Source organism: Microbulbifer agarilyticus, from assembly GCF_020171345.1.
Classification (GTDB): Bacteria; Pseudomonadota; Gammaproteobacteria; order Pseudomonadales; family Cellvibrionaceae; genus Microbulbifer; species Microbulbifer agarilyticus_D.
Genome location: NZ_JAIUZM010000001.1, coordinates 1,509,184 through 1,534,686 on the forward strand (window position 1 = coordinate 1,509,184; position 25,503 = coordinate 1,534,686).

Annotated in this window: 21 protein-coding genes; 6 read left to right on the forward strand and 15 right to left on the reverse strand. The window is 58.4% G+C overall.

Going from position 1 to position 25,503, the window contains the following annotated elements:
- Positions 1-35: 35 nt before the first annotated feature.
- Positions 36-1,391 carry a DUF1254 domain-containing protein gene (locus LCM31_RS06335; RefSeq protein ID WP_224868469.1) on the forward strand — a complete coding sequence of 452 codons (1,356 nt, stop codon included), beginning with the start codon at positions 36-38 and terminating at the stop codon, positions 1,389-1,391.
- A gap of 27 nt (positions 1,392-1,418) precedes the next feature.
- Here the strand turns inward: LCM31_RS06335 and LCM31_RS06340 are convergent, their stop codons facing one another.
- The 10 genes from LCM31_RS06340 to LCM31_RS06385 all read right to left on the reverse strand — a co-directional run bounded on the left by LCM31_RS06340 (position 1,419) and on the right by LCM31_RS06385 (position 11,550).
- A complete protein-coding gene (locus LCM31_RS06340; RefSeq protein ID WP_224868470.1) occupies positions 1,419-2,081 on the reverse strand; it encodes a nitroreductase in 663 nt (220 codons plus the stop codon).
- Between the two features lie 35 nt (positions 2,082-2,116).
- Entirely contained in the window at positions 2,117-2,806 is a 690-nt protein-coding gene (locus LCM31_RS06345) for a hypothetical protein (RefSeq protein WP_224868471.1), read from the reverse strand.
- A gap of 52 nt (positions 2,807-2,858) precedes the next feature.
- The gene (locus tag LCM31_RS06350) at positions 2,859-4,091 is read right to left on the reverse strand and encodes an iron-containing alcohol dehydrogenase (protein ID WP_224868472.1); all 1,233 of its coding nucleotides are present in this window, start codon (positions 4,089-4,091) and stop codon (positions 2,859-2,861) included.
- Between the two features lie 36 nt (positions 4,092-4,127).
- Positions 4,128-6,122, reverse strand: coding sequence for an alkyl/aryl-sulfatase (locus LCM31_RS06355; protein ID WP_224868473.1), 1,995 nt, complete (start codon positions 6,120-6,122; stop codon positions 4,128-4,130).
- Positions 6,119-6,556: an SRPBCC family protein gene (locus LCM31_RS06360; RefSeq protein ID WP_224868474.1), complete on the reverse strand. Its 438-nt coding sequence runs from the start codon at positions 6,554-6,556 to the stop codon at positions 6,119-6,121. Before LCM31_RS06360 ends, LCM31_RS06355 begins: the two co-directional genes overlap by 4 nt.
- A 52-nt stretch (positions 6,557-6,608) precedes the next feature.
- Positions 6,609-7,844, reverse strand: coding sequence for a glutathione S-transferase family protein (locus LCM31_RS06365; RefSeq protein WP_224868475.1), 1,236 nt, complete (start codon positions 7,842-7,844; stop codon positions 6,609-6,611).
- Positions 7,845-7,948: 104 nt separating this feature from the next.
- Positions 7,949-8,590 (reverse strand): glutathione S-transferase family protein, encoded by a 642-nt coding sequence (locus LCM31_RS06370; RefSeq protein ID WP_224868476.1) that lies wholly within the window; start codon positions 8,588-8,590, stop codon positions 7,949-7,951.
- A gap of 14 nt (positions 8,591-8,604) precedes the next feature.
- Positions 8,605-9,288, reverse strand: coding sequence for a glutathione S-transferase family protein (locus LCM31_RS06375; protein ID WP_224868477.1), 684 nt, complete (start codon positions 9,286-9,288; stop codon positions 8,605-8,607).
- A gap of 51 nt (positions 9,289-9,339) precedes the next feature.
- Entirely contained in the window at positions 9,340-10,455 is a 1,116-nt protein-coding gene (locus LCM31_RS06380; RefSeq protein ID WP_224868478.1) for a hypothetical protein, read from the reverse strand.
- Positions 10,456-10,461: 6 nt separating this feature from the next.
- Entirely contained in the window at positions 10,462-11,550 is a 1,089-nt protein-coding gene (locus LCM31_RS06385; protein ID WP_224868479.1) for a DUF2855 family protein, read from the reverse strand.
- A gap of 225 nt (positions 11,551-11,775) precedes the next feature.
- Between LCM31_RS06385 and LCM31_RS06390 the strand changes: the two genes are divergently transcribed.
- Both LCM31_RS06390 and LCM31_RS06395 read left to right on the forward strand, forming a co-directional pair.
- The gene (locus LCM31_RS06390; protein ID WP_224868480.1) at positions 11,776-12,345 is read left to right on the forward strand and encodes a TetR/AcrR family transcriptional regulator; all 570 of its coding nucleotides are present in this window, start codon (positions 11,776-11,778) and stop codon (positions 12,343-12,345) included.
- A gap of 400 nt (positions 12,346-12,745) precedes the next feature.
- Positions 12,746-14,950, forward strand: a complete 2,205-nt coding sequence (locus tag LCM31_RS06395; protein WP_224868481.1) for a TonB-dependent receptor — start codon at positions 12,746-12,748, stop codon at positions 14,948-14,950.
- Positions 14,951-15,066: 116 nt separating this feature from the next.
- On the opposite strand, the gene LCM31_RS06400 is transcribed toward LCM31_RS06395, so the two are convergent.
- From LCM31_RS06400 to LCM31_RS06410, 3 genes are all read right to left on the reverse strand, one after another.
- Positions 15,067-16,908 carry a sulfatase-like hydrolase/transferase gene (locus LCM31_RS06400; protein WP_224868482.1) on the reverse strand — a complete coding sequence of 614 codons (1,842 nt, stop codon included), beginning with the start codon at positions 16,906-16,908 and terminating at the stop codon, positions 15,067-15,069.
- Between the two features lie 61 nt (positions 16,909-16,969).
- Entirely contained in the window at positions 16,970-17,818 is an 849-nt protein-coding gene (locus LCM31_RS06405; RefSeq protein WP_224868483.1) for a type 1 glutamine amidotransferase domain-containing protein, read from the reverse strand.
- Between the two features lie 130 nt (positions 17,819-17,948).
- Positions 17,949-18,839, reverse strand: a complete 891-nt coding sequence (locus LCM31_RS06410) for a LysR family transcriptional regulator (protein WP_224868484.1) — start codon at positions 18,837-18,839, stop codon at positions 17,949-17,951.
- A gap of 147 nt (positions 18,840-18,986) precedes the next feature.
- On the opposite strand from LCM31_RS06410, the gene LCM31_RS06415 reads away from it, so the two are divergent.
- Genes LCM31_RS06415 through LCM31_RS06425 form a run of 3 tightly spaced genes read left to right on the forward strand, consistent with a single transcriptional unit; the run spans position 18,987 to position 21,977 of the window.
- On the forward strand, positions 18,987-19,682 hold the full coding sequence (locus LCM31_RS06415) for a histidine phosphatase family protein (RefSeq protein WP_224868485.1): 696 nt from the start codon (positions 18,987-18,989) through the stop codon (positions 19,680-19,682).
- Positions 19,683-19,698: 16 nt separating this feature from the next.
- On the forward strand, positions 19,699-20,904 hold the full coding sequence (locus LCM31_RS06420) for an acyl-CoA dehydrogenase family protein (RefSeq protein WP_224868486.1): 1,206 nt from the start codon (positions 19,699-19,701) through the stop codon (positions 20,902-20,904).
- Positions 20,905-20,933: 29 nt separating this feature from the next.
- Complete coding sequence (locus tag LCM31_RS06425; RefSeq protein WP_224868487.1) at positions 20,934-21,977, forward strand: phosphotransferase; 1,044 nt, start codon at positions 20,934-20,936, stop codon at positions 21,975-21,977.
- A 65-nt stretch (positions 21,978-22,042) separates the two neighbouring features.
- On the opposite strand, the gene LCM31_RS06430 is transcribed toward LCM31_RS06425, so the two are convergent.
- Both LCM31_RS06430 and LCM31_RS06435 read right to left on the reverse strand, forming a co-directional pair.
- Positions 22,043-24,178 (reverse strand): AsmA family protein, encoded by a 2,136-nt coding sequence (locus LCM31_RS06430; RefSeq protein ID WP_224868488.1) that lies wholly within the window; start codon positions 24,176-24,178, stop codon positions 22,043-22,045.
- A gap of 154 nt (positions 24,179-24,332) precedes the next feature.
- Positions 24,333-25,493, reverse strand: a complete 1,161-nt coding sequence (locus LCM31_RS06435) for a lipase family protein (RefSeq protein WP_224868489.1) — start codon at positions 25,491-25,493, stop codon at positions 24,333-24,335.
- Between the last annotated feature and the right edge of the window lie 10 nt (positions 25,494-25,503).

Consider the following 25,503-nt stretch of genomic DNA (forward strand, 5'->3'; position numbering starts at 1 on the left):
AGACCCGGAGCTATTTCCCTGCTGGAAGCGTTGTCATGAAAAAAACGCTGCTCGTGTTGTCTGCCCTGATCGTACTGCTGGGCGGGCCAGTGTTATACAGCCTGAGCCTGGTCAAAAAGACCGCTCAGGCCTATGTGTACAGTTACCCGCTCGCGCTGATGGCGCTTACGCGCGAGTCGATGGTCAGTAATGGCTTTACCCTCAACCAGTTCAGCCATATCCAGTCTTTTCCCGACCACACTTTTCGCAACGTGGTGCGTCCAAATAACGACACGCTCTACAGTATTGCCTGGCTGGATTTATCCACCGGGCCGCTGGTGCTGGACGTGCCGGACACCGCCGGCCGCCAGTACGTCATGCCACTGATGGATATGTGGACCAATGTATTTGCCACCGTTGGCAAAGGGAGCACCGGCACCGGCGCCGGCAGTTACCTGATTGCGGGGCCGGACTGGCAGGGCACGGTGCCCGCCGGTGTACGGGAAATTACCGCGCCCACCAACGGCGTGTGGATTATTGGTCGCATCCAGACCAACGGTCGCTCCGACATCCCCAGTGTGCGCGAATTACAGCAGGAAGTTTTCCTCACGCCATTGGCCAAGTGGGTGGCCGGGGCGCGCCATAATGGGCAGGCGGCAAAAACCAATACGCAATCCGCTAAAACAGACCCCGCTGCGGAACTGATGGCGATGTCCGCGACAGAATTTTTCGCACTGGTACATAGATTACTGCAGAAGCAACGAACCCTCGCGCAGGATGCAGTGGCTGTGATGAGTCTGCGTACACTGGGAATTGCGCCTGGCAGCAACGAGGTAAAAGAGCGCTGGAATCCGTTGCAGACACTGCTGATGGACAGGGCAATCAAGATTGCACAAAACCGGGTACTGTCTGCGGTAAATGGTCCGCGCGCGCTGGAAAATGGCTGGGCCGTTTGGCGTTCTAAACTCGGGCGCTACGGCGATGATTATGGTCTGCGTATGGCGGTGGCGGTTATTGGCCTCGGTGCCTTGCCCCCGGAAGAGGCGGCCTACCCCAACGCCGAAGTCGATGTTGAAGGTAACCCGTTGCTCGGCGCAAACCGTTACCGCCTGCATTTTCCTGCCGGGCAGACGCCACCGGTGGATGCGTTCTGGTCGCTGACCATGTATGACGAGGAAGGCTTCCTGGTCGACAACCCGATTAACCGCTATACGATCGGCGACCGGGACGCCCTGCAATACAATGAGGACGGCTCCCTGGACATCTTTATCCAGTCTGGTCCGCCAGAAAATCAGGCTAACTGGTTGCCGGCACCGGACGGCACTTTTGCGGTAACAATGCGCCTGTATTTGCCCGGCGACGAATTCCTGAATGGCGAGTGGCAGGTGCCGGGACTGCAGCGCGTTCGTTAAAACTTTTTCGTGGCTAACGTCATTGGCCTAGCTGATAAAAGTGACGGCCTCAGACAGTGTTGCGCGCTCGGTACGCGCGGTGTTCGCCGCTGCAGTTTCGTCCGGGTAGCCGAATGACATACCAAAAAGAATACCCTGCTCTTCACTCAGCCCGAACATTTCCCGGGCGGGCGCGGGGAACTGCCCCAGAGCACCCTGGAAGCAGCTGCCGAGTCCATGCTCTTCCAATAGCAGTGCCAGGCTTTGCGCATAAATGCCGATATCAACCGCGCCCATGATGCCGAGATACTTGTCCATCACAAAGAATGCCGCGTGCGGTGCGCCAAAGAACTCCCAATTTCGCACCATCGCCATCTGCCGAGCGTTCTTGTCCTCCCGCGCAATACCCATCGCGGAATACAGGGCATTGGCCGAGCCAAACTGACGCTCGCGGTGGACGCCGGCGTACTTCACCGACCAGTCAAAATCCGGTTTGGGCCCCTCGCCTTTCATCAGCTCTTCGATAAAGCGCTGCTTCAGTGCGTCTTTCTTGATGCCTGAGACGACGAAAGTTTGCCATGGCTGCACGTTGCAGTTGGACGGTGACTGTTGCGCGCGGGTGAATATGTCATTCAGCAGCGCCTGGGGCACCGGTGTGTCTTTGAAGGCGCGGGTGGAAACCCGGCTGTCGATGGGGGAAAGTTCGCTCATACAATCTTCTTCTGTTTATCCGCTGCAAGAGGTATTCAAATCGTCGCTGTTGCTCCGGCTTGATTCTCCCGCGTCGCATTTTTCATATTGTTGCCGCGTCGGGCAAAGGCAGATAGTAGCAGATCAATCAGAGCCGCCAGCGAAAACAGGATGAGCCCGAGCAGCAGGCGCGGGTCACCCAGGTACAGGCTGGGTTCGATTGGGTAGGCGATGGTCTTTTCCAGTGCTGCGGTCTTGAAATCGTGGCGGTCGAGAAACACCGGGTTGCTAATGATCTCCATAAAATCGCGCCGGCTACGGTAGCGGAAGATGGCGGCACTGGTCCACTCCCCGGCGCCCTCGAGTCCGATCAGGTCGATCACCGGGAACACGGCTTTACCCCAAAGTACCGGGTGGCTGGCGCGCTTCGCGAGTGCCGGCAGTATATGCTCCATGTACAGGCCCATCAGGGTGTCGGCGTCTGCGTTAGCCGGTGCGCCTTCCACCGCTGGTGGTTCGGCATTATTGTGGATCGCATTGACCATTAGGAACTGGCGGCCGCTGTCTTCACGCATAAAGCGCGCCAACTCATCCACCCGTTCTGCGGACACGTCGTTGTCGGTCAGTGCCCGGGTGATCTTTGCTATTTCTGCGTCACTGAGCGGGCCGGAAAAATCGGTGTACCAGAAAACAAAAAGGGCATACAGCAGGGCTGGTAATAGCCAGAGTTTTACGCGCGTTGACATCGGTAGTCCTGTAGTGGTGTTGCTTTGATTTTCTTCGAATGCGCCGGCTAATTTATCCGGCAGGATTCTCAACGGATGGCAATAACTTACGCAAAAGCGCCTCACACTGCTGTTGGTTCATCAGCGTGGGTACCGGGTAGTCCGGGTTGCCTTCCTTGAGGGCGCGCTGCGCAAGTTGCGGGATGTCTTTTTCCTGCAATTGCGCCACGTGCGTGGGAATATCCATATTGCGATTCATATCGCGGACCTTTTCGATAAAGCGCATGGCAAGGTCTGCGGTGGGTTCGCCGGTATCCCCCAGCCCGCCAACAACCGCCAGGCGCGCCAGTTTGTGCTCACAGTCCGCGCGCGAGAAGTCCAGGATGTGCGGCAGCACGATGGCATTGGCGAGGCCGTGAGGTACCCCGTACATGCCACCCAGGTTGTGTGCGATGGCATGTACATAGCCAATGAGTGCCCGGGTAAATGCGAGCCCTGCAAAGTAGGAGGCCTGGGCCAGATTGTTGCGCCGTTCCAGATCACTACCGTCCAGATACACCGCTTCGAGATCCTGGAAAATAATCTTTACCGCTTTCTCGGCATTCTCGTCGGTAAACGGTGTGCCAAATCTGCCGATATAGGCCTCGATGGCATGGGTAAGTGCATCCATGCCGGTACTGGAGGTGATGTGTGGCGGCAGGCCGAGCATCAGCTCGGGGTCCAGCACCGCGTAGCGGGGGACGATCTTCAGGCTGGTGACTGCGAATTTTTCCTGCGCCTGCGGATTGGAAACCACCGCGGCAATGGTGCACTCGGAGCCGGTGCCGGCGGTGGTGGGGATTGCAAACAGCGGTGGCAGTGCGCGGGCAATCTTGAACGCCCCACGCATTTTCATCACTGGTTTGCGCGGGTTGCTGGCGCGGGCGCCAATCATCTTGGCGCAGTCCATGGGCGAGCCACCGCCAAAGGCAATAATGCCATCACAACGATTGTGCTGATATGCCGCCACCCCGGCCTCGATATTCTCGATCGTGGGATTGGGCTGCACACCGTCAAACACGCTACAGCCAATACCAATTTCTTCCAGTGCCTTGACCAGCGCATCCGCCAGGCCAAGCCGGGTGATGCCCTGGTCGGTGACCAGTAATACGCGACCTACACCGTGCTTCTGGATAAGCAGCGGCAGCTGGGTAACGCTCCCGGCACCGGTGATCAATTCTGGTACCGGTACCTTGATCAGATTCACCAGTGGCTTGGTAACCACATGTGCAGTGCGGTACAGCGCTTTTTGTAATGGCCACTTCATGGTGTCCTCCAAGCTATCTCTTCTAGGCTGATGTCGTCACGGAGTGACGATATCAAACTTCCCATCGGCCATATTGAACAGTGAAAAGAACCGGATCAGGTCCAGCTTGCTGCCGGTAACTTCCAGCTCATCGGAAAACAGCACTTCCTTGGCGCTCGCCTGCCCGGTCAACAGTCTCAGAAACAAATCGTGGGTCAGGGTCAGGGTGGCATTGGCATTGGGGTCGGGTTGCCGCTGCCAGTAGTGCAGTACGGCGTTTTCGACCTGCAGTACATAGCTCTGGTTGAGGTCGGGGAAAACGAAGTTAACGGTCAGGTTTTCACCCTCGGCCTTGGGGCCGTCCAGACCCACCGCGATGGTGTCGAGAAAGCGCGGCAGGGGCATGTACTGCAATTGCTCGGCGGCCAGCGCCAGATCCATACCGCGTTCGGGGCCGCCGTGGCGCAGCTCGTAGGCGCCGCTCAGGTACACGTCCCGCCACGGGCCGGATTCCGCGATATACCCCAGCTGGTCATAGGTTTTCGCCAGCAGGGCTTTGGCGTCGTCATTATCGGGTTCCGCGAAGACCAGGTGGTTGAGCACCTCGGCCACCCAGCGGTATTCACCATCGTCAAAAGAGCGCTGTGCCTTGCTCAGTACCGCATCGGCACCACCCATAAATTCGATGGTCTTTTTCGCCGAGTCTACCGGAGGCAGCGGATTTAAATTGGCCGGGTTGCCGTCGTACCAGCCGAAATAAAATTGATACACCGCTTTCACATTGTGACTGACGGTGCCGTAGTAACCGCGGGTGGAAAAGTTATTGCGCAGTGACGCGGGGAGTTGGATCTGTTCGGCGATTTCCCGCGGCGTCAGGCCGGCATTGGCCATGCGGATTGTCTGATCGTGAATGTATTTATAAACATCGCGCTGCTTTTTGAGAAAGTCCACCACCTCCGCGTTGCCCCAGATCGGCCAGTGGTGGCTGCCGAAATAAATCTCCGCATTCCCGAAGCGCTGGATCACATCATCGATGGTGTTGCTCCAGTTCAGGCTGTCGCGCACCTTGGCGCCGCGCAGGGTGTAGACGTTGTGCATCTGTTGTGAAACCAGTTCGGCACCACACCATGCATTGTGCTCGGGCAGGTAGAAGGTCAGTTCCGCGGGGGCTTCCGAGTGGGGTGCGTTCTGGAAGACAAAAGGCACGCCGTCAATCTCGTGCTGCTGAGGCGTTTCGGTGACGAGATAATTTGGTGGCAACACGCTGCTGGAACCCAGCGCGGGCTCTTTGCCCAGGCCGGTGTCCACATGCGCGCGCTCGGAACGCGGCAGTCGCTTGCCATACATGTACAGGGCGCGGCGATACATTGCCATGCCGGCCATGGAGTTCTCGCTGGTGGCTTCTTCCATAAAGCCCTCGGGGGCGATGAGGTCCACCTTGCCACTGGCGATCTCCTCGGCGGAGACCAGTGCAGTGGCGCCACCAAAATGGTCCACGTGGCTGTGCGTGAAAATAACTGCAGAAATTGGCTTGCGCGGCAGGTGCTGCATGGCAAATTCGAAGGCGTAATGGGCGGTTTCTTTGGAGGTGAGCGGATCGACAACGATCCAGCCCTTTTCCCCATCGATCAGCGTCATGTTGGCGAGGTCGAAGCCGCGTAGCTGATAAATCCCCTCGGTGACTTCAAACAGGCCGTGGATATTATTCAGCTTGGCCTGGCGCCAGAGGCTGGGGTTGACGCTGGCGGGCGCGTCGCCCTGAATGAAGTCGTAGGCGGTAAGGTCCCACACGGGGCCGGATCCGGGCCCATCAATCCGAAGCTTGTCAGCGCTGGCAATCAGGCCGCGGCGGGCATCGGCAAAGTCCTGCTGATTGGCAAACGGCAGTTGGTTCAGCACATCGGCATTCGCGCGGATGGTCGCTGCGGTGGGTGCGCTGAAACCGTATTTATCCGGGCTGTCGTTGATGCTGCTGTCGGCGTTGTTATCAGAACTACTGCCGCAACCAGTCAGGGCGACGGCACAGAGCAATACGGGAATAAGCGGCTTCATAGTGCAGAGACTTGCTTGAGTAGTGAGCCAAAGCCCTGGCGCCCCTTGCGCTCGAACAGGGGGCCGAGAAAGAGTTTGCCGAGAACAGGGATGTTGATGGAACCTCTGGAAATCCAGGTGACCTTGGTCCCCCCTTCTACCTCGCTCAGGGTAACGCTGCCGATATCGTGGTTGAATGGCAGGGGCGAGGATTTTTCGATCTTGTAATCGAGCCGGTAGGGGCGCTCGAAGCAGGTAATGCGCTCTGCAAATTTTATCGCGCCCAGGTCAATGTGGCGCAGCGCTCCCTCGCCATTTTTTTCTGTATGCCCGGGCTCCAGAAGCTTTGCACCGTTTACTCCGCGAAAGCGTGCATACGCCGCGTGGTCGGCGAGTATTTCGAATACGGTATTAATGTCTTTGTCGATAATACGTTCTACATGAATATCAAACATGGAATTTTACTTCGTTATTCGCTACAGGGAATGGCATAACAGTGGATACGCATCAGGTGGCATTGGCCTGCGCGGCCTTCTCCTTGATGCGCTTAATACGCGCGTCAGGGATACCATCTTTGATAAAGGGCGGGGTGAATCCGTCGAACAGGCTGTTGTGGAGGATTCCATCGCCGATCAATCCGGGCATTATCTGCGCGTCGCGCAGTGCGGTGCTCAGGTCCGCTTTTTCGCCATCGGTAAGTGCTTCGTAACGCAACTGCAGCTGCTCGAAGCTCCAGGCGCGGTATTGATGCGCACTGAAGGACGCGGTTGCGCCGTAAATGGTTTCCTCGAAGTGCCTTTCACGGGCAATGCAGGCCTTCGCGGTGGCTTTTGCCAATGGCAGGTAGGTCTTGCCGATAAAGCCCAGTAGTGCCAGCAGGCTGTCTGGCAACCCTTCATTAAAGTCGATCCAGTCGCCGAACTCGGTTTGGCCGGCGCAGCCGCGGGTATCCCCCAGGTCGGTGATGGTCTGTATCCAGTTGCAGGTGCGCGGGGCCTTCACTTCCATGATTTCGTTGGAGCGGGGGTCTTCATACAGGTGCACCTTGAGCGGCCCGTATAGGGAGAAGTCCGCGACTGACGGTTTGAATCCCAGCAAAAACTGATGGTGCTTGAAGTGTTGTTCGAGTATCGCCAGCAGATCTTCAACTTGCTGGTCCATGCTGGCACGCACCTCGTCACCCACAAGACCCAGGTGCTGGTTAAAGCCGGACTGGCGTTCCACCAGGAATGGCGCCAGGTCTTTGGCTTCCATGTCGGCACTGCCAAAGGTGAAACCCCTGGCGATGCGGTGGCTCACGGCGGCCCGGTTCTGTTCATTGCCCCAACGGGTGTGCATGTGAATGCGCGGCATGTATTCATCGGCAAACTCTTCGATCAGCCACATCAGGAATGCGAGGCGCGCATCGTGCGGTACGGTTTCCACTGCCGGAAATTTTTCTTCCAGATGCATCACAATCGGAGTGGAATCCTGCATCACCTGATCATCGGGTGTCAGCATAATGGGGACAATGGATTGTCCGGCCACTTTCTTTGCCCACTCGAGTTCCATATGGTTGGCGCCCACCTTCTTATAAGGGATGCCCTTGTAGTTCATAAAGGTCATGACTTTGTAGGAGTAGGGCGAAGCCTGTGCCTGCCAGATGCGGTAGTGATCCTCTTGGCCGCGGTGGAGCTGTTTACTTTCTTCGTGCAGCTTCTGTTGGTGTGCGATGTTGGCCGGGATTTCTTTATTCTCTTGCATATTTTTTCCGTTGGGTAGAGCCGTCTACTCGTATCAAACGCTGGCAAATTATATTTTTAGCTTCACGTTTCATCGGGTGCGTTAGTAACGCCTGGTATAGCTGTTTAACTCAGCCCCAGAACCCGTGCTTCTTTTTCCAGAATTTTTTGAACGGCCGGCAGTGCCTTCACTCGCTCAATCAAACCCGCCAGTGCCGGCCAGCGCGCTGGATCGACATCGTAGCCGGCGTAGCTGGCATTAAAGAACGGGCTGGCAATACACAGGTCCGCCATGGAGAAGTCGCTGAATACAAAACCCTCTGCGGGAATCTGGCTCTCCAGGTAATCCAGTAGCGGCGGCAGGTCGCGGTCGATGATCTTTGCGACTTTTGCTTCGTCCGGTTCCTGCTTGAACGCAAGTGGCCGCATAAAGCGCTGGAAGAAAATACCCGCGGCGAGTTCGGAAACGCGCCCGCCACACAGGTCTTCGTACCAATGTGCCCTGGCCTTGTCAGCCACGGTTTGCGGATACAGTGGTGTTTCCGGGTAGGCCGCTTCCAGGTACTGGCAGATCACCTTGGAGTCCCCCAGGGTCAGGTCGCCATCCACCAGTGTGGGGACCTTGCGGAGGGGGTTGATTTTTAGGTACTCCGCGTCGCCGCTGAATGGCATTTGCGGAATCAGCTTGAAGGGGATGCCCTTGAGGTCCAGAGCGATCAAAACTTTGCGGACAAAGGGTGAGCCGTGCACACCGTAGACCTGAATCATGTTGTGTTCCCCAATTAGGTTTGCAGCGCTTTGCGCGCGCCGGTTTTGAATTTCTCCTGCTCTTTTTCGTCGTCGAGCAGGTTGCCGAGGCTGAACGGCACTGCAATGCCTTTTTGCATGCCGGGCTGTTCGTACATGGCGCTGAGCCAGCGATTGAGATGCTCGAGGCCTTCTACCGATACACCGGACCATTTGTGGGTGCGCACCCAGCACCAGTTGGCAATGTCGGCAATGGAGTAGTCGTCGGCGAGCCATTCGCGCTCCGCCAGCCGCGTGTCCAGTACTTCGAACAGGCGCCGGCATTCATTGTGAAAGCGGTCGATCGCCGGCTGCAGTTTCTCCGGGAAATAACGGTAGAACACATTGGCCTGGCCCATCATCGGACCGACGCCGCCCATCTGGAACATCAGCCATTGCATGACCGTAGTGCGGCCCTTGCTGTCGGTGGGCAGCAGCTTGCCGGCCTTTTCCGCCAGATAGACCATGATGGCGCCGGACTCGAATACCGCGAAGTTGTCCTGTGCGCGGTCAACGATGACCGGGATGCGACCATTCGGGTTCATGGCCAGAAATTCCGGTTTTTTCTGCTCGCCTTCAACGATATTTACAAAGTGTGATTCGTAGGGAATCTCCAGCGCTTCCAGCGTGCAGGATGCCTTGTGCCCGTTGGGCGTTGGGGCTGTGTAGAGATCGATCATGGGCGTTAACTCTCCTGTTGATTATTATTGCCGCGTCAAAATGCGGCTGGTTCAGGCCGCAGTGACCCGGTCGAGTTTGTGTGGCAGGTCGTCGCGGCCAACTTCGATCAGGTGATCGGCCAGCGCGCCGCGGTTGCCACTTTGCCAAAGTTCGAAGAAATCGTCGGCGAGGCGACGGTTCATATCGGCCACGGTATTCCAGTACTTGCGCAGTTCGTTTTCGGTCAGGCGGCGGAAGTCGTCGCGGTCAGGAATTTTGCCGTAGGGCAGGCTGGCGACGAAGGCCGGTGACGGCGCCACAAGCAAAGTGTTTTCCATCGCGCCGCCGCGCACCCAGCGCCAGCTGAGGGACTTATCAAACCAGCCCGGCACCATATACGGGAAAAAATGCGGGTACAGGGCCAGGCCCTGTGGGTGCCGGAAAGCGAGGTCGAAGTGGTAGTCGGTAATACCACCGTCGCGGTAGTTGCCCGCTGGTGCGCCGTGGGGATTCTGCACTCCCGCCATGACCAGCGGAATCGCACCGCTTGCCAGTACCGCATCGGATACATTGTGCTCGGACAGCCGGGTGTTGACGGTGCGCAGGTTGTCGAACTGCACCGACGCAGATTCGCCGGCGTGGAAGACCACGCGCTCCCAGAAGGCGCGCAATGTGCGCCGCGACACCGCATTGGCCATGGCCGATGCCATCAACACTGGCGCCAGTACCGCGCGGTTTTCGCTGGCCAGCGGACCGCGTCCGCGCACGGTCACGAAATGGCTCTGCCAGATGGGGTTGTTGGCTACCTGCTGGGCGCCGGTTGGGCCCAGGGCGGCGAGCACCATCTGTTCGCCGACCGCGGTAATTTCCGCAGGGGTAGGCTTGTCCGATTCGTACTGCTGGTTGATGTAGGCATTTTCGAGCCGGCCAATAGCCGCGGGGGCATCCTCCAACGCGTAACACATATTGCGGAAGCTGCCGATGGAGGAACCCACACTGGTGATTGGTGTGTTGCGGCCGGCAAAAAACTCGCCTGCCAACAGCCGGTCGAGGTGGCTGATCGCCAGCCATTTGGGGCCACCGGACGCGCCGATCAGGGTGGAGAACTGCTGCTGGTGCAGCCCCTCCTCACGGAGGCACCGGGCGGCGCTGGCGCCGGCCAGCAGCACGCAGGAATAGCGTTTCATAAGCAATCAGTCGAGTAGTGAAACCATCAGCCCGCGGCTGGCGCCGACCTGGTTGTCCAGCAGTTGCTGCCAGGCGTTATCCAGGGCCTCGGGCCCGTGCAGCCACTCGACCTTGAGGTTGCCGCTGGTGGCCGTGGCGATCTCGGCGCTGGCCATCATGGCTTTTTGCATCATCGCACCGGGCCCCCACTCCTTGTCGCGTTTGGCGATCTGGCCGGGGGCAAAGAAGAAGGTGGGTTTGGCCCCGGGCAGGTCGCCGGCAGCACCGCCGCCTTCCCAGTGGCTGGCGCCAACCATGGCGCTCTCGACAATGTTGTCGCCGATATGCTGGTGCAGGGCGCGGGTCAGGGTGACGTTACCGGACATGTCGATATAGGCGGTGCGCAGGCTCGCGTCGATCTGGCTTTCCTCGCCGTAGTTCACCACCTGATCGCAGCAACCCAGGTCGCGTACAAACGCGGTGTTGCCGGCGGACGTCACGCCCACCACCTTGGCGCTGATTTCGCTATTGCGATGCAGCAGGTGTGCCAGGCCGAAGCCGGTCTTGGACGAGACGGAACCGATGATTACCTGCTCGGCGCCGAACAGGGCGTTGTCGATGAGGTAGTCGTACAGTACAAAGGAGGTGGCGAACAGCGGGAACAGCAGGCAGCGCTCATTCTCCAGCTTGGTGAGGATGTCTGGCTCCGCCTGGGTGCGGCGGTAGGCGTTGTACATGGCGGGCAAGGCCTGGCGATGCTCCGCCATATCCATAAACTGATCTTCGCGCACCTTGCCCGGGGTCAGCACCGTGTGGCTCGCCATAGGGAAGAAGCCCCACAGGCGTTCGCCGACGGGGACCTCGGGGCAGTGGGATTCGACCACTGTGCCGCAGGCCCACACCGGCACCTTGCCCCATTGGTCTTCCGCAGGGAAATATCCCCAGTAGCCGATCATCTCTCCGGACAGGGCGTAGCTGACGTTATTGGCGGTGAGGCCAAACTTGTCGATGGCGACCAGCACCTGGCCGTCCCCGGCGGTGAGGTCCCGTTCACCGACCGTGCGTGTCTTGCGGAAGTCCTTGCGGTCGACCCAGAGTTCAGTGCAGCTCGCCATTTTCAGGTCCTTTATGTTTTATGAATATAATGGCACTATATATGCCAATACCTGATTCGCCAAGTGCAATTCGTCACGCAAGCAGCAAGTACCGGTAGCTCGAATTCGGGAGAATGACTGGGTGCTGGAGAAATTGTGCGGTGAATAGGTCGTCAGGGTATGCTGTGGCACAATATCGCGCCGAATTATGGGTGGTGGCAAGTTCAAAGAGGAAACGGGGACGTTATGGAAGTCAAAGTAGATGGTCGTGCCCTGCGCAGTGTGCGTAGCCGCCAGCAGATTATTGACGCAATGCTCGCGCTGATGGAGCGTGAAATCTATATCCCCACGGCGCAGCAGGTGGCGGATGAGGCAGGTATTTCCATTCGCACAGTATTCCGGCACTTCACCGAAATGGAGTTGCTGTATGCGGAACTCAATTCGCAGGTGCGTCCTGTGTATGAAGCCCTGTTCAATAAAATGCCGGTGGAGGGTTCCCTTGAGGAGCGGCTGACCGGTTCGGTGCGCTGTCGCATGGAAGCCTTTGCCCAGCTGATCCAGCTGCAGCGGGCGACGTGGAGCCTGCTGTGGCGCTCGCAGGTCATCTCCGACGTTTATGCATCCAATGTGCGCAAGATGCGCAAGAACCTGGAAAAGTGCCTGCCGGAAATTTTGCAGTTGCCTGCGGACAAGCGCGAGGCCGTGGATGCAATTATGTCGTTTGAATTTTACGAGCGTCTTTCCCGGCACCAGAAGCTCTCTGATAAGGCCTGTGGCAAGGTCGTTGAGGGGCTGCTGAAGGATTTGCTCACCTGAGCTTGTCACCTTCCTTTTACCCGCTTTCTTCAGCTTCCCTGATGTACCCTGTTTCTGCCTGAATCTTTCTCCCTTTCAGGTAACTGCTAACTGACTGCTAACTGACTGCTAACTGATTGGTGCATACGACCGCTGCACCAATGCAGTCCGCCTGCTCCGTTCTGCGCCTTTTTCCGTAATAGCTGGGTAACAGTTTCTCTTCATTTGGGTAGAAGTGACACAAGTTGTGCCGATTTATTCGGCTGTCCGCGATTTGCCTTGCATTCAATCCCTCGACTTGGCTAGCATTAAATTGATGTCGCAAGTTATGACAATAGTTGGCGATTAGGATCACCGGTGGTCTGGGTGAGGCTTGTTCGCCAATTCACAATAAAAAATCCAGCGATCTGGGAGAGAACCCATGCCGATCAATAAACTGTTTACCAAGACCGCGCTCGCGGTCGGCCTCGCCAGCGCCGCCACCACTGCCTGGGCGGAACTCGAAGAGGTGACTGTTACCGCCACCAAGCGCGAACAAAGCGTGCAGGACATTGCCGTTTCGGTAAGTGCCCTGTCCGCCGAAGAAATGCAGCAGGCCGGCATCGACGATGCAAAGGATGTGGCTGTGCAGGTGCCGAGCCTGACGGTTAACCGCAATTTGAACCCGTTTGCGGCTGGTATCCGCATCCGCGGCTTGGGCACCAACCAGAACGATCCTTCGCTGGAGGCCTCGGTGGCGGTTGTGGTCGATGGGGTTTACCTGGGTCGCTCCGGCCTCGGTCTTTCGGATCTGGTGGACATCGAGCGAGTGGAAGTGGTGCAGGGGCCGCAGGGCACTCTGTATGGTAAGAACGCCAATGCGGGTGTGCTCAACATCGTTACCCGTGGCGTGAATATGCAGGAGACCGAAGCGCGCCTGGAAGCGTCCGCCGGCGATTACGGGCTGCAGAAGTACACTGCCTCAGTGAGCGCACCGATTGGCGACACAGCCGGCTACCGCCTGAGCGGTTCTGTGCACGAGCGCGATGGCTGGCTGGAGAGTGGTACCGGCCCGGACCAGAACGACCGGTCTGACTGGAACCTGCGCGGTAAATTTACCTGGGAGCCCACCGATGCGCTCAGTGTGAACCTGATTGCCAGCCATGTAGAGCGGGATTCCAGTTGCTGTGGCGCCGACACTACCATCAGCCCGGCTATGGCCAGCGTGTTGCAGATGAAGGGCCTGGAAGTGCCCGAAAACGATCCGCTGGATTACTACAGCAATAACGATTACCCGCTGGCGTTTACCCTCTCGGCCGACGCGCTGAGCGCAGTGGTGGATTACGACCTTTCGTTCGGTACTCTCACCTCTATCACTGCCTGGAATGATTACGAATGGGCGAGCAGTTTTGACGGCGATCGCACCGAGCTCGACCTCTACTATGTGGATGATAGCTACCGTGGCGAGAGCCTGGTGCAGGAATTGCGCCTGAGCAGCGACCTGGACGGACCGCTGCAGTATCTGGCGGGCCTCTACTTCAGTCACGAGGAGCTGGGCCGCGGTGATGGTCAGCCGATTGCGACCTTTGGTTCGGACATCCTCACCGTGGGCACTCAGGTGCATCCGCTGGGGCAGGCATTTGCCATGCTGGTGCGCCCCGGTGACAGCGCCACAGCGGAGAATACCTGGGAGACTGATACCTTTGCGGCCTTCGGCCAGGCTACCTATACCTTCTCCGACAGCTGGGAGGCCAGCGTTGGCCTGCGCTATACCGCAGAGGAAAAGTCCGCGGACATGTATGTGCGGGCTGATTCCACCGCAACCGGTATCCCCGCCGGTGCCTTTGGGCCGGGGGTGCCGGCCATGCCTATCCCGACATTGGTGTCTGCACTTTATGCGCCGGTGGACGACAGCTTCAGTCTCGAGGATGAAAGTGTCACCGGCATGGCGAGCCTGACCCATTTCGTCAATGAGGATGTGATGGTGTTTGCGTCTATCGCCACTGGCCACAAGTCCGGCGGTTTCAACGGCGTGGCGGGGGCGGGTGCGGAGCGCACCTACGATAACGAGCAGACCACCAACTACGAGCTGGGTATCAAGTCGCGCCTGTTCGACAACCAGCTGGAGCTGAATGCCACCGCCTTCCACATGCTGGTGGATGACCTGCAGTACCTGAGACAGCAGGCCATGGGCCTCGGCACCTATGTCGCCAATGAGGAGGACGAAGGCACGATCAAGGGCGTGGACCTGAATTTTGCCGCGGCACCCTGGCAGTTCCTGAAGCTGAGCGGCGGCGTGCAGTACCTGGATAACGAACTCTTCCCTGCCTCGCGCTGGTCCTCCAATCTGGCTGCTACCCTGATGGCGCCGGTGGCTGATGGTGCCGCCTACCTGCGTACCGACTACAACTACGCTTCGGACCACGCCGTGAACCCGGATATCCCGGATTTTGTGCAGGACCGAGAGACCGTCAATGTGCGTGCCGGCTGGCGTAACGAAAGCTGGGATGCGGCCCTGTGGGCGAAAAACGCCACCAACGATGTCTACTCCTACCTGCGCACCGTGCCCGCAGCGATGACCGGCGCCCAGCAGGACTGGCTCGCCGAGCCGCGCACCATTGGTGCTACGGTCAGCTACCAGTTCTGAGGTGTGGAGCTGATCTAGTGTGAGTGTTGGGTCCAACAATGGGCCCATGCAGACGCAAAAAAGCCGGCGGGAAACTGCCGGCTTTTTTGTGCTCTTCGGTTTGTACTTTCATCCCGCTAGCCCCGGCGGCGCCGGCGCCACAGCAGCAGCGTTGCGACGCCGGCCAGTAATAGTCCGGCAGCAAAGGCGATCTGCGGCAAGCGCTGCCTTACGGCATTGCGGGTTACCTGGCGTCGCTGGTTGTAGTCCGGCGGTACCGGCAGTACGCCGTTGTCGCGCACATAGGCTTCGTAATCGGACAGCAGCTCGGTAAAGCGTGCCGGCTCCTGCTGTTCGAGCGGTGTGGTTTCACCAGGGTCGCGTTCGATATGGTAAAGGTGCCACTGGCCATCGTTGTTGGGGCCGCGGTTGAAGGTGATCTTGTAATCTCCCTTGATCAGTGCCGCATTGCCACCGATTTCGTAAGCGATGGTGTCCTCGGGGCCGTATACCGCTGTACTGGGCTGTTCCAGCAGTGGCCGCAGGCTGCGACCGGTCATCGGCTCCACAGTACGGCCGCGGTATTGGCCGCGGTGGTCGGCAACCCCGGCCAGTTCCAGCAGGGTCGGCGCCAGGTCTTTGACATAGGCGGTGGCGTGGCTGATTTGTCCGCGCAGGACATCGGCAACGGCTGGGCCACTGACCACTAGCGGTACCCGCATGCCGCCCTCCCCCGAGTGAAATTTGTAGTGCCCGAGGGGCGCGGCAGCGGCGCTGGCAAAGCTCGGGCCGATGGTGGCGAAGCTGCCCTTTTCGCCGAGGGTTTCGTAGTCGTCGGTGTAGTCCAGCAGCTTGAGCATCAGCAGGCGCTGTGGGCCGGTAATTTCATTGGGCTCGGGACCGTTGTCGGAGGTGAAGACGATCACGGTATTGTCGTATTCGCCGATGTCTTTCAGGTACTGCAGCAGTCGGCCGATGTGGACATCCATGGCATCGACCATGCCCGCATACACCGCCATGCGTTTGGCGTTGTAGCGCTGTTCCTCTTCCGACAGCGTCGCCCACTCGGCGGTGGTGTTCATGTGCTTCATCGCCGCATCGGCGGGCACCAGTCCCCTCGCTTTCGCCGCTTGCTGGCGCTGGCTGCGGATCGGGTCCCAGCCCTGGCGATAGGTCTCCAGATATTTCTGTGTGTATTTCCTTGGGGCCTGCATGGGCATATGCACGGCCATAAATGGCAAGTAGGTGAAGAATGGCTTGCCGTCGGCGCGGTTGCTGTCGATCTGCGCAATGGCCCTGTCTACCAGGAACTCCGAGGAATAGAAGTCTTCCGGCAGTTCAAATGGTTCGCCGTTCTCAAACCACAGGGTTTTTTCATACAGCGGCAGGTAACTTTTGTCGGACCAGTTGTCGCCGCCGGAATACGGCATCATGACGGTTTGTTCAAAGCCGCGGTTGATCGGGCGCAACGCCGGATCCTTGTAGCCCAGGTGCCACTTGCCCGCCATGTAGGTGTGATAACCCGCATCCTTGAGCTGGGTGGCGATGGTCACCACGTCCTTGCGCAGGTGCCCCTGGTAAAAGGGCGAGTGCGACTGTGCCGGTGTCAGTGCTTCGGCGATATTGGCGACGCCGGCGCGATGGCTGTCGACGCCCGACATCAGCATGGCGCGGGTCGGTGCGCAGCTGGGCGCGGTGCGGTATTTGCTGAAGCGCAGGCCCTGTTGCGCGAGGTCATCCAGGTTGGGGGTTTCGATCTCGCTGCCGTATGCGCCGAGGTCGGTGTAGCCGAGATCGTCGGCGAGGATCACCAGGATGTTGGGGCGCTTCGCGGCGGCGGATGTTTCTGGCTCACTCGTACTTTCGCTCATTTGCGCCTGCGCCACAGCGCTGATGGCAGCGGCCAGTGAGGTGCAGAGCAGTGTGTGGGTGAAACGTTTGCCGGTGCGGCGAGCGGTTGAAGCGGGCTTGCGGTACATAGGGGCTGCGCCTGTATGGGGCTGGTCGCCAGCGACAGTGCTGGCGACGTGAACGTGGGGCTTAGGGCTCGGCGACAATGGCCATCATCTGGTGCGCGGTTTCGTAGCCGGAGTTCTGGTTCTGACCGGTGACAAAGCGGCGTTCATCATCCACGACAACGTGGGTGGCAAAGATGTCGCGGAAGGCGGTTTGCTTTTCATACTCGGCACCGGCCTTGCGCAGCTCGGTTTCCGGGTGCTGTGGGGTGACCTCGATACCCAGCTCCTTGATCTGCTTGTCGCTGACTCCGGTCATACGGCGCCCAGCAATGAGCAGGTTGCCGTTCTTGTCCTCGGCCTTGATCAGGCCCAGCACACCGTGACACACCCCGCCGATCACCGCGCTGCTATCGTAATAGGCCTCGCTGACCTTGCGTCCCAGGACATCGGAATAACCCAGGTCGTAGGCTGCACCCCAGCCGCCGGCCATAAAGATGATGTCGTACTGGGTAAAGTCGACCTCGTCGATACGCAGGGAATTCTTTACTTTGGCCTGCACTACCGCATCCTGCAGGTAGCGCTCGTCCTCCGCGGTGCGCACCGCGTAGAAAAAGGATTCCGGGTCCACCGGGATCTCGCCACCCTGAACACTGGCGATATCAACCTGCATACCGCCGTCCAGGAAGGTGTAGTAAGGCACGGTCATCTCCGAGGCGAACACGCCGGTGGCTTTGCCGGTGGTTTCGCCGGGGGCGTTCAGGGTGCCGTGGCTGGTAGTGATCACCAGTGCGCGTTTGCCCGGCAGTTCCACGGTCTCGCCCTGATAGCTCGGGTGCAACCCGGCCTTGTGCAGGATGGTGGGCAGCAGTGCGGCCAGTAATCCAAAAAAGAGCGCTACGCCTGCCGCGCCAATCAGTAGTTTCTTCGCCATGGTCTGTATCCCGAGCTTTATATATAGGCACAATATATGACAATATTTATTCAAGGAAAAGGATTGCTGGGCTCGCTCGCGCATCTGCGGTGAGTAATCGCCTTTGCAGGGCGATACCCGGTGTGGCATGTCAGGCGTTCAGGGCGTCCACGATCAACTCCCGCAGCCACTGGTGGGCCGGATCCTGCTCGGCGTTCTTGTGCCAGAGTAAACAGGATTCGATTTTGGGCACCGGGAATGGCAGGTCAAAGCAGTCCACGTTGTAGCGGCTGGCAAAGCTGCTGGGGGCGCTGAGGGCGAGACTGGAGGATTCCACAATCATCGGTGCGATGCGGTAGTGCTGGGCGCGCAGGGTGATCTTGCGGCGGCGGCCGAGCTTGTTCAGTTGCAGGTCCACCAGTCCTGGGCCAGAGCGGCGACTGGAGATGTGGATATGTTGCAGCGCCAGATAGTCGTCCAACGTCAGATTGTTGCTTACCTGGGGGTGGTCGCGACGCAACATGCACACGAAGTGGTCCTTGCCCAGGGGGTGCTGCTGCAGCTGGGTATTACCCATCATGGGCACGTCGATGGCGAAATCCAAGCTGTGGCTGGCAAGCTCCCGCTCCAGCTGCTCTCGCGGTACGTTGTAGGACTCCAGTTGCATATTCGGCGCCGCCTGCTGCAACCGTTCTACTAAGGCCGGCAACAGCATGGTCTCGGTGAGGTCGTTCATGCTCAGGCGAATGGTTTTTTCCGCACTGGCCGGGTCGAAGGTCACATTGGCGGTGGCGCTCTGGTGCAATTGCTGCAGCCCCGTTTTTACCTGCGCGATGATGGCCTCGGTAAATACTGTGGGTCGCATGCCCTGTGGGGTGCGCACGAACAGCTCGTCATTGAGAGCCTCTCGGGCGCGGGCAAGGGCGTTGCTCACTGCCGGCTGGGTAAGGTGCAGCTGCTCCGCGGCGCGGGTCAGGTTGCGCTCGCGATAAATGGTGTCGATCACCACGAACAGGTTGAGGTCGATGCGGTGGGGGTGCATGTCTTTCTATATGTGACTGGTTTTAAATACACTTCTGATAATTTTTGTGAATGTCGGTATATCAGAACAATTGATTTTAATGATTAAAAGCCCTGCGCTACATTGCGTCAATGGTATTCATTGATGGATGGGCGACGGGAGGTTGCGGTGGCAGAATTTTTTACCGTACGGCATGGGCAGGCGTCCCTGGGCAGCGACAACTATGACCAGTTGTCCGCCCTGGGGGAGCAGCAGTCCCGCTGGCTGGGCGAACACTTTCGCCGTCAGGGCACCCGCTTCGAGCGCATCCTGTGCGGCGATCTGTTGCGCCACCGGCAAACCGCCGAGGCCATCTGTGCGGGCATGCAGGGCGGGTCAGGTGAAGACCAGCAAACGCCGGCACTGGAATGCTTTCCCGAGCTGAACGAATTCCAGTTCAAGCAGGTGATGGGCGCGTTCTTGCAAAAGCACCCGGAGCGGCGCCCGCCGGACGGCGCCGATACCCGTGTTTTTTTCCGTGTGTTGCGCGACGCGATGCACGCGTGGATCGATGACGAGATCCAGGTTGAGGAAACCTGGGCTGGGTTTGAGCAGCGCGTGCAGCGGGGCATGGACATTATCGCCGAGGGCAATGGCCGCACCTTGGTAGTCAGCTCCGGTGGCACCATCTCCATGCTCACCCGGCTGGTGTTGAGTGCACCCTCGCAAACCGTGGTGCAGCTCAATATGCAGACTCGCAACACCTCCCTCAGCCGCTTTTTCTTTCAGGCACAGCGCGGCCGCGATTCGGTCAGCCTGCACTCCTTCAACCACACACCGCACCTGGAGCACCCCGAGCGCCAGGACGCCATAACTTACGCATAAAACGAGGCGATGCACTATGGATTTTGATTACACCGACAAGGTAAAAGGACTGCAGGCACGAGTGCAGCAATTTATGGAGGAACACATCTACCCGGCGGAAGCGCTCTATGAGGAGCAGCTCCAGCAAAACCGCTGGGATACGCCGCCGGTGATGGAAGAATTGAAAAAGAAGGCCAAGGCCGCGGAGCTTTGGAACCTGTTTTTGCCGGAGTCCGAATACGGTGCGGGCCTGACCAACCTGGAATATGCGCCACTCGCCGAGTTAATGGGGCGCTCGCTGATTGCCTCGGAAGTGTTTAACTGCAGTGCGCCGGATACCGGCAACATGGAAGTGCTGGCACGCTACGGTAGCGAAGAGCATAAAGCCCAGTGGCTGACGCCACTGCTAAACGGAGAAATTCGTTCAGCATTTGCCATGACCGAGCCGAAGGTGGCCTCCAGTGATGCTACGAATATCGAAACATCGATTCTACGCGACGGCGACGACTACGTAATCAATGGCCACAAATTTTATATCAGCGGTGCATCCAATAAGCACTGCAAAATCCTGATCGTAATGGGCAAAAGCGACGCGGATAATCCGGATCGCTATCGCCAGCAATCCATGATTTTGGTGCCCATGGATACCCCCGGGGTGGAAGTGGTACGTCCCATGCAGGTGCTCGGCTTTGACGATGCGCCAGAAGGTCACGCGGAAATTAAATTCAACAATGTGCGGGTGCCGGCGTCCAACATGCTGTTGGGTGAAGGGCGCGGTTTTGAAATTGCCCAGGGGCGCCTGGGCCCGGGCCGTATTCACCACTGTATGCGCCTGATTGGCCTTGCGCAGCGCGCGCTGGAAGCGATGGCCAAGCGGGCGAGCGAGCGCGAGGTGTTCGGTCGCGCCATGGCGCGCCATGGTGGTGTGCGCGAGGTGCTGGCAAAGAGCCAGTGTGAGATCGAGCAGGCGCGCCTGCTGACCCTGAAGGCCGCCGAGCGTATGGACAAGGTCGGCAACAAGGGGGCGAAGGATTTGATTGCGATGATTAAAATCGTCGCACCGCAAATGGCCTGCAATGTGCTCGACCGCGCGATTCAGATCCACGGTGCCGCCGGCCTGGGGCAGGATTTCTTCCTCGCACGGGGTTATTCCTACGCACGGATTATCCGCCTCGCGGATGGTCCGGACGAGGTGCATATGATGCAACTGGGGCGCGGTATTGCTGCGGCCTACGGTGCGTAATTCAGGGCGCGTAATTGGGAGAGGATGTTGTGAGTGAATTGAAACAGGCCGTTGATCAACTGGACGAAGCGCTGTTGGCAGAGTATCTCGCCGAACATATTGATGGCTTCAGCGGGCCGGTAACCGCGAGCAAATTTTCCGGTGGCCAGTCGAACCCGACGTTCAAACTGGAAACACCGGAACGGACTTATGTACTGCGCCGCCAGCCCCCGGGCAAACTGTTGAAAAGCGCCCACGCGGTAGACCGTGAATATCGGGTAATTAAGGCGCTGGCAAACACCGCCGTACCGGTGCCAGAAGTTTTCCACCTGTGCGAAGACCGCGATGTAATCGGCTCCATGTTCTATGTGATGTCGCACATGGAGGGGCGTATTTTCTGGGATGCAAAGTTGCCAGAAGTGGCCAAGGCCGAACGCACGGCCATGTACAACGAGATGGGGCGGGTGCTGGCAGACCTACACAGTGTGGATGTGGATGCGGCGGGGCTTAGCGATTACGGCAAGCCGGGTAACTACTTCGCACGGCAGTACGATCGCTGGTGCAGCCAGTATCGTGCATCTGAGATCGATAAAATCGACGCGATGGAGAAACTAATTGGCTGGCTCGGCGAGGCGCAGCCAGCGGACGACGGTCGTGTGTCGCTGGTGCATGGTGATTTCCGCCTCGACAATATGGTGTTTGCGCCACAGGAACCCAAGGTCATTGCGGTGTTGGATTGGGAATTGTCCACACTCGGCCACCCGTTTGCCGATCTCGCCTACCAGTGCATGCAGCTGCGTATGCCGGGTGGTATGGGTAATATTTCAGGGTTGATGGGCGCCGACCGCGCCGCGCTTGGTATCCCCTCTGAAGAGGACTATGTGGCGCAATACTGTGATCGTATGGGGATCGCGCAGATTGAGCACTGGACCTATTACTTAGCGTTTAGTTTCTTCCGTTTGGCCGCGATTGTGCAGGGGGTCGCCAAACGTGCGCAAGGTGGCAATGCGTCCAGCAAGGAGGCGTCCAAAGTCGGCGCCTTTGTCGAGCCTCTGGCGGCGATGGCGCTGGATATTATTCAAAAAGAAAGTTAGCAATACACCAAATAAAAAACGGGGCCACTGGCCCCGTTTTTTATTTCTATTGTGGAGTTGGTAGTTTAATCGCCGCGATTAAACAGCCCCTTGAAGCGATCTTTTAGCTTGTCGCGCAGCTTTTCGGATTTCTCTTCCAGCTGGTCGCCGTACTTCTTCTGCGCCTTGTATTTCAGTTCTTCACGGATCAGGTCATCCAGCCGGCGGCTGTCCGGTTTACAGGTGGTGGCACCGGCTTCAGAGAATTTCGCCTTGCAGCGCAGCGGCAGTGGGCGGTTGCGCCAGCGCGAATTCTGCACGGAACAGCCGTTACCGGAAGTTCGCTCGCCAACCAGTGCCAGGCCCAGGGCAAAATCAAAATTCTGCTGTTGCAGATTAATGGTGCCATCACCGCTCAGCGCGATGTTCTCAATCCCTGCATTGAAACCATCTACCTTGGCTACATCACCATTTAAATTCACGCTGGCACGCAGGTCCTGCATGCGGGTCTGTGCGGGCCATTCGCGCTCTGGCATCGGCGTTTTCTCTGCGTAGCTCACCAGCTGGCACATGCCCTTTTCAAGGTTGAACGGGGCCAATGCCAGTTCCTGCGAGTTGAGTTGAACCGCGGCGCGCAGGTTCTTTTGCAGGGCCTGGGTGTCTGCGCCGGAGGTCTGGCCTACCCAGGTGAGGTCGGTTTTGCCGGACAGGGTGACTTTGTTCTGGTCGGCGGCCTGGGGCTCATCGCTGGCGAACAGGGCTTCCTGCACCTTGGAAATCTCCACGCCGCTCAGACCGCCGCTCAGTTCGCCGCGCGCGGACTTGCCGCGGGCATTGAATACGCCGGTGCTGTTCAGGGTGCCGCCGTATACACCGGCCGCCAGTTTGTTCAGTTGGTAGAGGCCGTTTTGCACATTGATGGCGAGCTCGGGTTTGTCGATATCGAAATCCAGTGCGTGTAGTTTGTCGAGTGTCAGATCCAGTTTGGCGTTAAAGCCGCGCATGGCCTCCAGTGGCAGTGGTACCGGCTTGGCTGCGGCAATATCCGCGCTGAGCTCATCCTGTTCCGGCGTGGCAACTGGTGGTGGCAGGTAGTCATCCACATTCAGGTCGCCGCCTTTGAGGCTTAGTGAGACAGTGGGCACGCCCTTGGCTCCGTTTGCCCCTTTGCTGTTATCAAGAGCGGCCTGATAACTGGCGCTGCCGGTAAAGGTATGTTCGTCGAGCACCAGTTCCAGCGGCTGCATATTCATCTGGCGGTCGCTACCGGTTACGTCGGTGTCGATTTTCAGTTTCTGCAGAGCGCTGGTGCTTTGTGGCTTGTAGCTACTGCCCACGGCAGCAAGCCAGCCGGAAACAGGCTCTACATTCACTTTCAGGTTCAACTGGATCTGCCAGGGTGCGTCGGCTTTGGCTCGGCGCACGTTACCGCGCAGGTACACTTCCGCACTCGCATCGTCGCCGCTGGTGAGCTTGATGGTAGCTGGCTGCAGGCGCAGGCCGTTCAGCCCTTCGTCAATGGCGAGGCTGCTGTGAATATTCAGGTCCACCGGCTCCGGGAAATCGCTGCCGGCAAGTTTTGCGCGCACTTGCACATCGCCGGGCTTGCCCCCGGGCACCAGATTATCGGCGGTAACATTCAATTCACTGATCGAGTATTCGCTGCCACTCTGTTTATCGGTGTAGCGCAGTAGGCCGTCTTCAAGGCGCAGTTCCTGCAGGGCCAGTTCCAGTCCGGCGCTGGGGGCGGCTTCCTGCTGGGGAACTTCTAAGGTGGGCGGCGTTTCACGCTGCTGCTTGGCATCCTGCTCTGCTTTGGCCTCGATGGCGTCGGTAATCAGCTCCCAGTTGCCCTTGCCGTTCTGGTCCACGGTAAGGGCGACTTGCGGAGCCAGTAATACAATCTCCTGGGCTTCGATACGCTTGTTGAGTAGTGGCATCAGCCCCACGCCAACGGCGACCTTGTCCGCCTGCAGCAGGGATTCACTGGGCAGGGCCAGTGGCGCGACTTTCACTCCTTCCAGCTTGAGTGCGATATTCGGCCACAACTGCCAGCCGATATCGCCGTCCAGCGTCAGGGAGACCCCCTGATCGGCTGCTAGCTGCACAATCTTGGGTTTGTACTGGTTGGCATCGAGACCGGAGAGGAACCAGGCGACGGCACCGGCAAACAGTGCAAAGAGAACAACGAGGGTGATAAGTCCGCGTTTGATCCAGGCCATACAGGGCGCATCCTTAATACTGAGAAAGGCGGGAAAGCGGCGCCTGCAAGGCAACATTAGCAGGCACCATGGATGCGACTATTGAAGCAGTTGCCGGTCAGAAATGAAACCGGCGGGGACAAAAAGCGTGAGCGCCTCCCATGGCGCTCATTCGTTAATGCTCGACGTTGCGCCCGGCGCGCATCACCAGCTCGGAGACCGCGGAGTGCATGCGGATAAAAATCGCCCGAATCAGCGCGGCAGTGATGTTGACGCTTTCACTCACCGTGATGCCAATCAGTTTGCCGAGGCGCACCAGCAGGCGGGTGACCCAGTAAGAGGCTTTCTTGCCAAAGTCGTAGGCTTTTTTCAGGAAGATCGCCATCTGGTCGAGTAGGGTAAAGGCGGTGCCACCGCCCACTACCAGTGCGATACCGGTTAGCTCCACCACTTTCTTCAATACCCACATAACCGCTTCAGCGGCTACCCATGCCGTATTCAGGGTGAGCGACAGCGGCCCATCGGATTTCAGCCAGCTTTCAATACTGCGGGTAATGGGCGCGGGTGGGCGCTTTTTGCGTACCAGTTCCCAATTGTGCTTTATCTCCGAGCCGGATAGGGAGCCAATGTAGTTTTCCATCTTGTGATATTCAATGGGATTGAGTGCCACGCTGGAATTCAGCAATAGATCGCCAAGTCCACCATTGGGTACATGGATAAATGGCCAGGTTGGCACCATGGGTACCGGATCGGTACGGTGGTATACCCGAAAGATATTTTTCTCTCCCAGGCGACGCAGTGCGCCCTCGGAAAAAAGACTCAGGCCTACACGTGGGCTGCCAAAAGTGTACAGGTTTACCGCGCAGCCACTTTTTGCTTTCAGGTAGTCGGCAGCCAGGGTCGCAAGCGCGCCGCCCAGGCTGTGGCCGACACAGTGGACTGTGTGGATGTCAGGGGGCAGGTTTGCGAGAAACTGATCGAGCTCCGGCAAAAATGATTGAAAGGCGTAATAGAAGCCCTGATGGACGAATCCTCCGGTATTGAATTGTTTCAGGCCTGCGTTCAGGTCGGTAAGCCCGTCGTATCCGTTGGAGGTCCCCTTTAACGCAATCAGCGCTTCACCCTTGCGCTGCTTGATGCCGGTAGCCGCCAGACCCAGCGACTGTTCTTTTTTTAGAAGGATGAATGCGCCAGTCTTGCCCTGCAGATTGGCGTCATCTTTGAATGCGAACTGATCTGCGTACAGGTCGAAAAATAATTTCCGTGTATTCTGGTTTGTAATCAGATAGATATCATTCGCAATGTTTGCGCTGAGTTCCGGGGTTAGCTGAGCCATGTGAAATCCT

Excerpts from the sequence above, each read along its gene's own strand:
- LCM31_RS06410 (WP_224868484.1), bottom strand. The coding sequence starts at position 18,839 with ATGCACCCCCACCGCATCGACCTCAACCTGTTCGTGGTGATCGACACC.
- LCM31_RS06405 (WP_224868483.1), bottom strand. The coding sequence starts at position 17,818 with ATGGCGAAGAAACTACTGATTGGCGCGGCAGGCGTAGCGCTCTTTTTT.
- LCM31_RS06420 (WP_224868486.1), top strand. The coding sequence starts at position 19,699 with ATGGATTTTGATTACACCGACAAGGTAAAAGGACTGCAGGCACGAGTG.
- LCM31_RS06380 (WP_224868478.1), bottom strand. The coding sequence starts at position 10,455 with ATGAAACGCTATTCCTGCGTGCTGCTGGCCGGCGCCAGCGCCGCCCGG.
- LCM31_RS06430 (WP_224868488.1), bottom strand. The coding sequence starts at position 24,178 with ATGGCCTGGATCAAACGCGGACTTATCACCCTCGTTGTTCTCTTTGCA.
- LCM31_RS06400 (WP_224868482.1), bottom strand. The coding sequence starts at position 16,908 with ATGTACCGCAAGCCCGCTTCAACCGCTCGCCGCACCGGCAAACGTTTC.
- LCM31_RS06370 (WP_224868476.1), bottom strand. The coding sequence starts at position 8,590 with ATGATTCAGGTCTACGGTGTGCACGGCTCACCCTTTGTCCGCAAAGTT.
- LCM31_RS06435 (WP_224868489.1), bottom strand. The coding sequence starts at position 25,493 with ATGGCTCAGCTAACCCCGGAACTCAGCGCAAACATTGCGAATGATATC.
- LCM31_RS06365 (WP_224868475.1), bottom strand. The coding sequence starts at position 7,844 with ATGCAAGAGAATAAAGAAATCCCGGCCAACATCGCACACCAACAGAAG.
- LCM31_RS06385 (WP_224868479.1), bottom strand. The coding sequence starts at position 11,550 with ATGGCGAGCTGCACTGAACTCTGGGTCGACCGCAAGGACTTCCGCAAG.
- LCM31_RS06340 (WP_224868470.1), bottom strand. The coding sequence starts at position 2,081 with ATGAGCGAACTTTCCCCCATCGACAGCCGGGTTTCCACCCGCGCCTTC.
- LCM31_RS06335 (WP_224868469.1), top strand. The coding sequence starts at position 36 with ATGAAAAAAACGCTGCTCGTGTTGTCTGCCCTGATCGTACTGCTGGGC.
- LCM31_RS06350 (WP_224868472.1), bottom strand. The coding sequence starts at position 4,091 with ATGAAGTGGCCATTACAAAAAGCGCTGTACCGCACTGCACATGTGGTT.
- LCM31_RS06360 (WP_224868474.1), bottom strand. The coding sequence starts at position 6,556 with ATGTTTGATATTCATGTAGAACGTATTATCGACAAAGACATTAATACC.
- LCM31_RS06375 (WP_224868477.1), bottom strand. The coding sequence starts at position 9,288 with ATGATCGATCTCTACACAGCCCCAACGCCCAACGGGCACAAGGCATCC.
- LCM31_RS06355 (WP_224868473.1), bottom strand. The coding sequence starts at position 6,122 with ATGAAGCCGCTTATTCCCGTATTGCTCTGTGCCGTCGCCCTGACTGGT.
- LCM31_RS06395 (WP_224868481.1), top strand. The coding sequence starts at position 12,746 with ATGCCGATCAATAAACTGTTTACCAAGACCGCGCTCGCGGTCGGCCTC.
- LCM31_RS06345 (WP_224868471.1), bottom strand. The coding sequence starts at position 2,806 with ATGTCAACGCGCGTAAAACTCTGGCTATTACCAGCCCTGCTGTATGCC.
- LCM31_RS06390 (WP_224868480.1), top strand. The coding sequence starts at position 11,776 with ATGGAAGTCAAAGTAGATGGTCGTGCCCTGCGCAGTGTGCGTAGCCGC.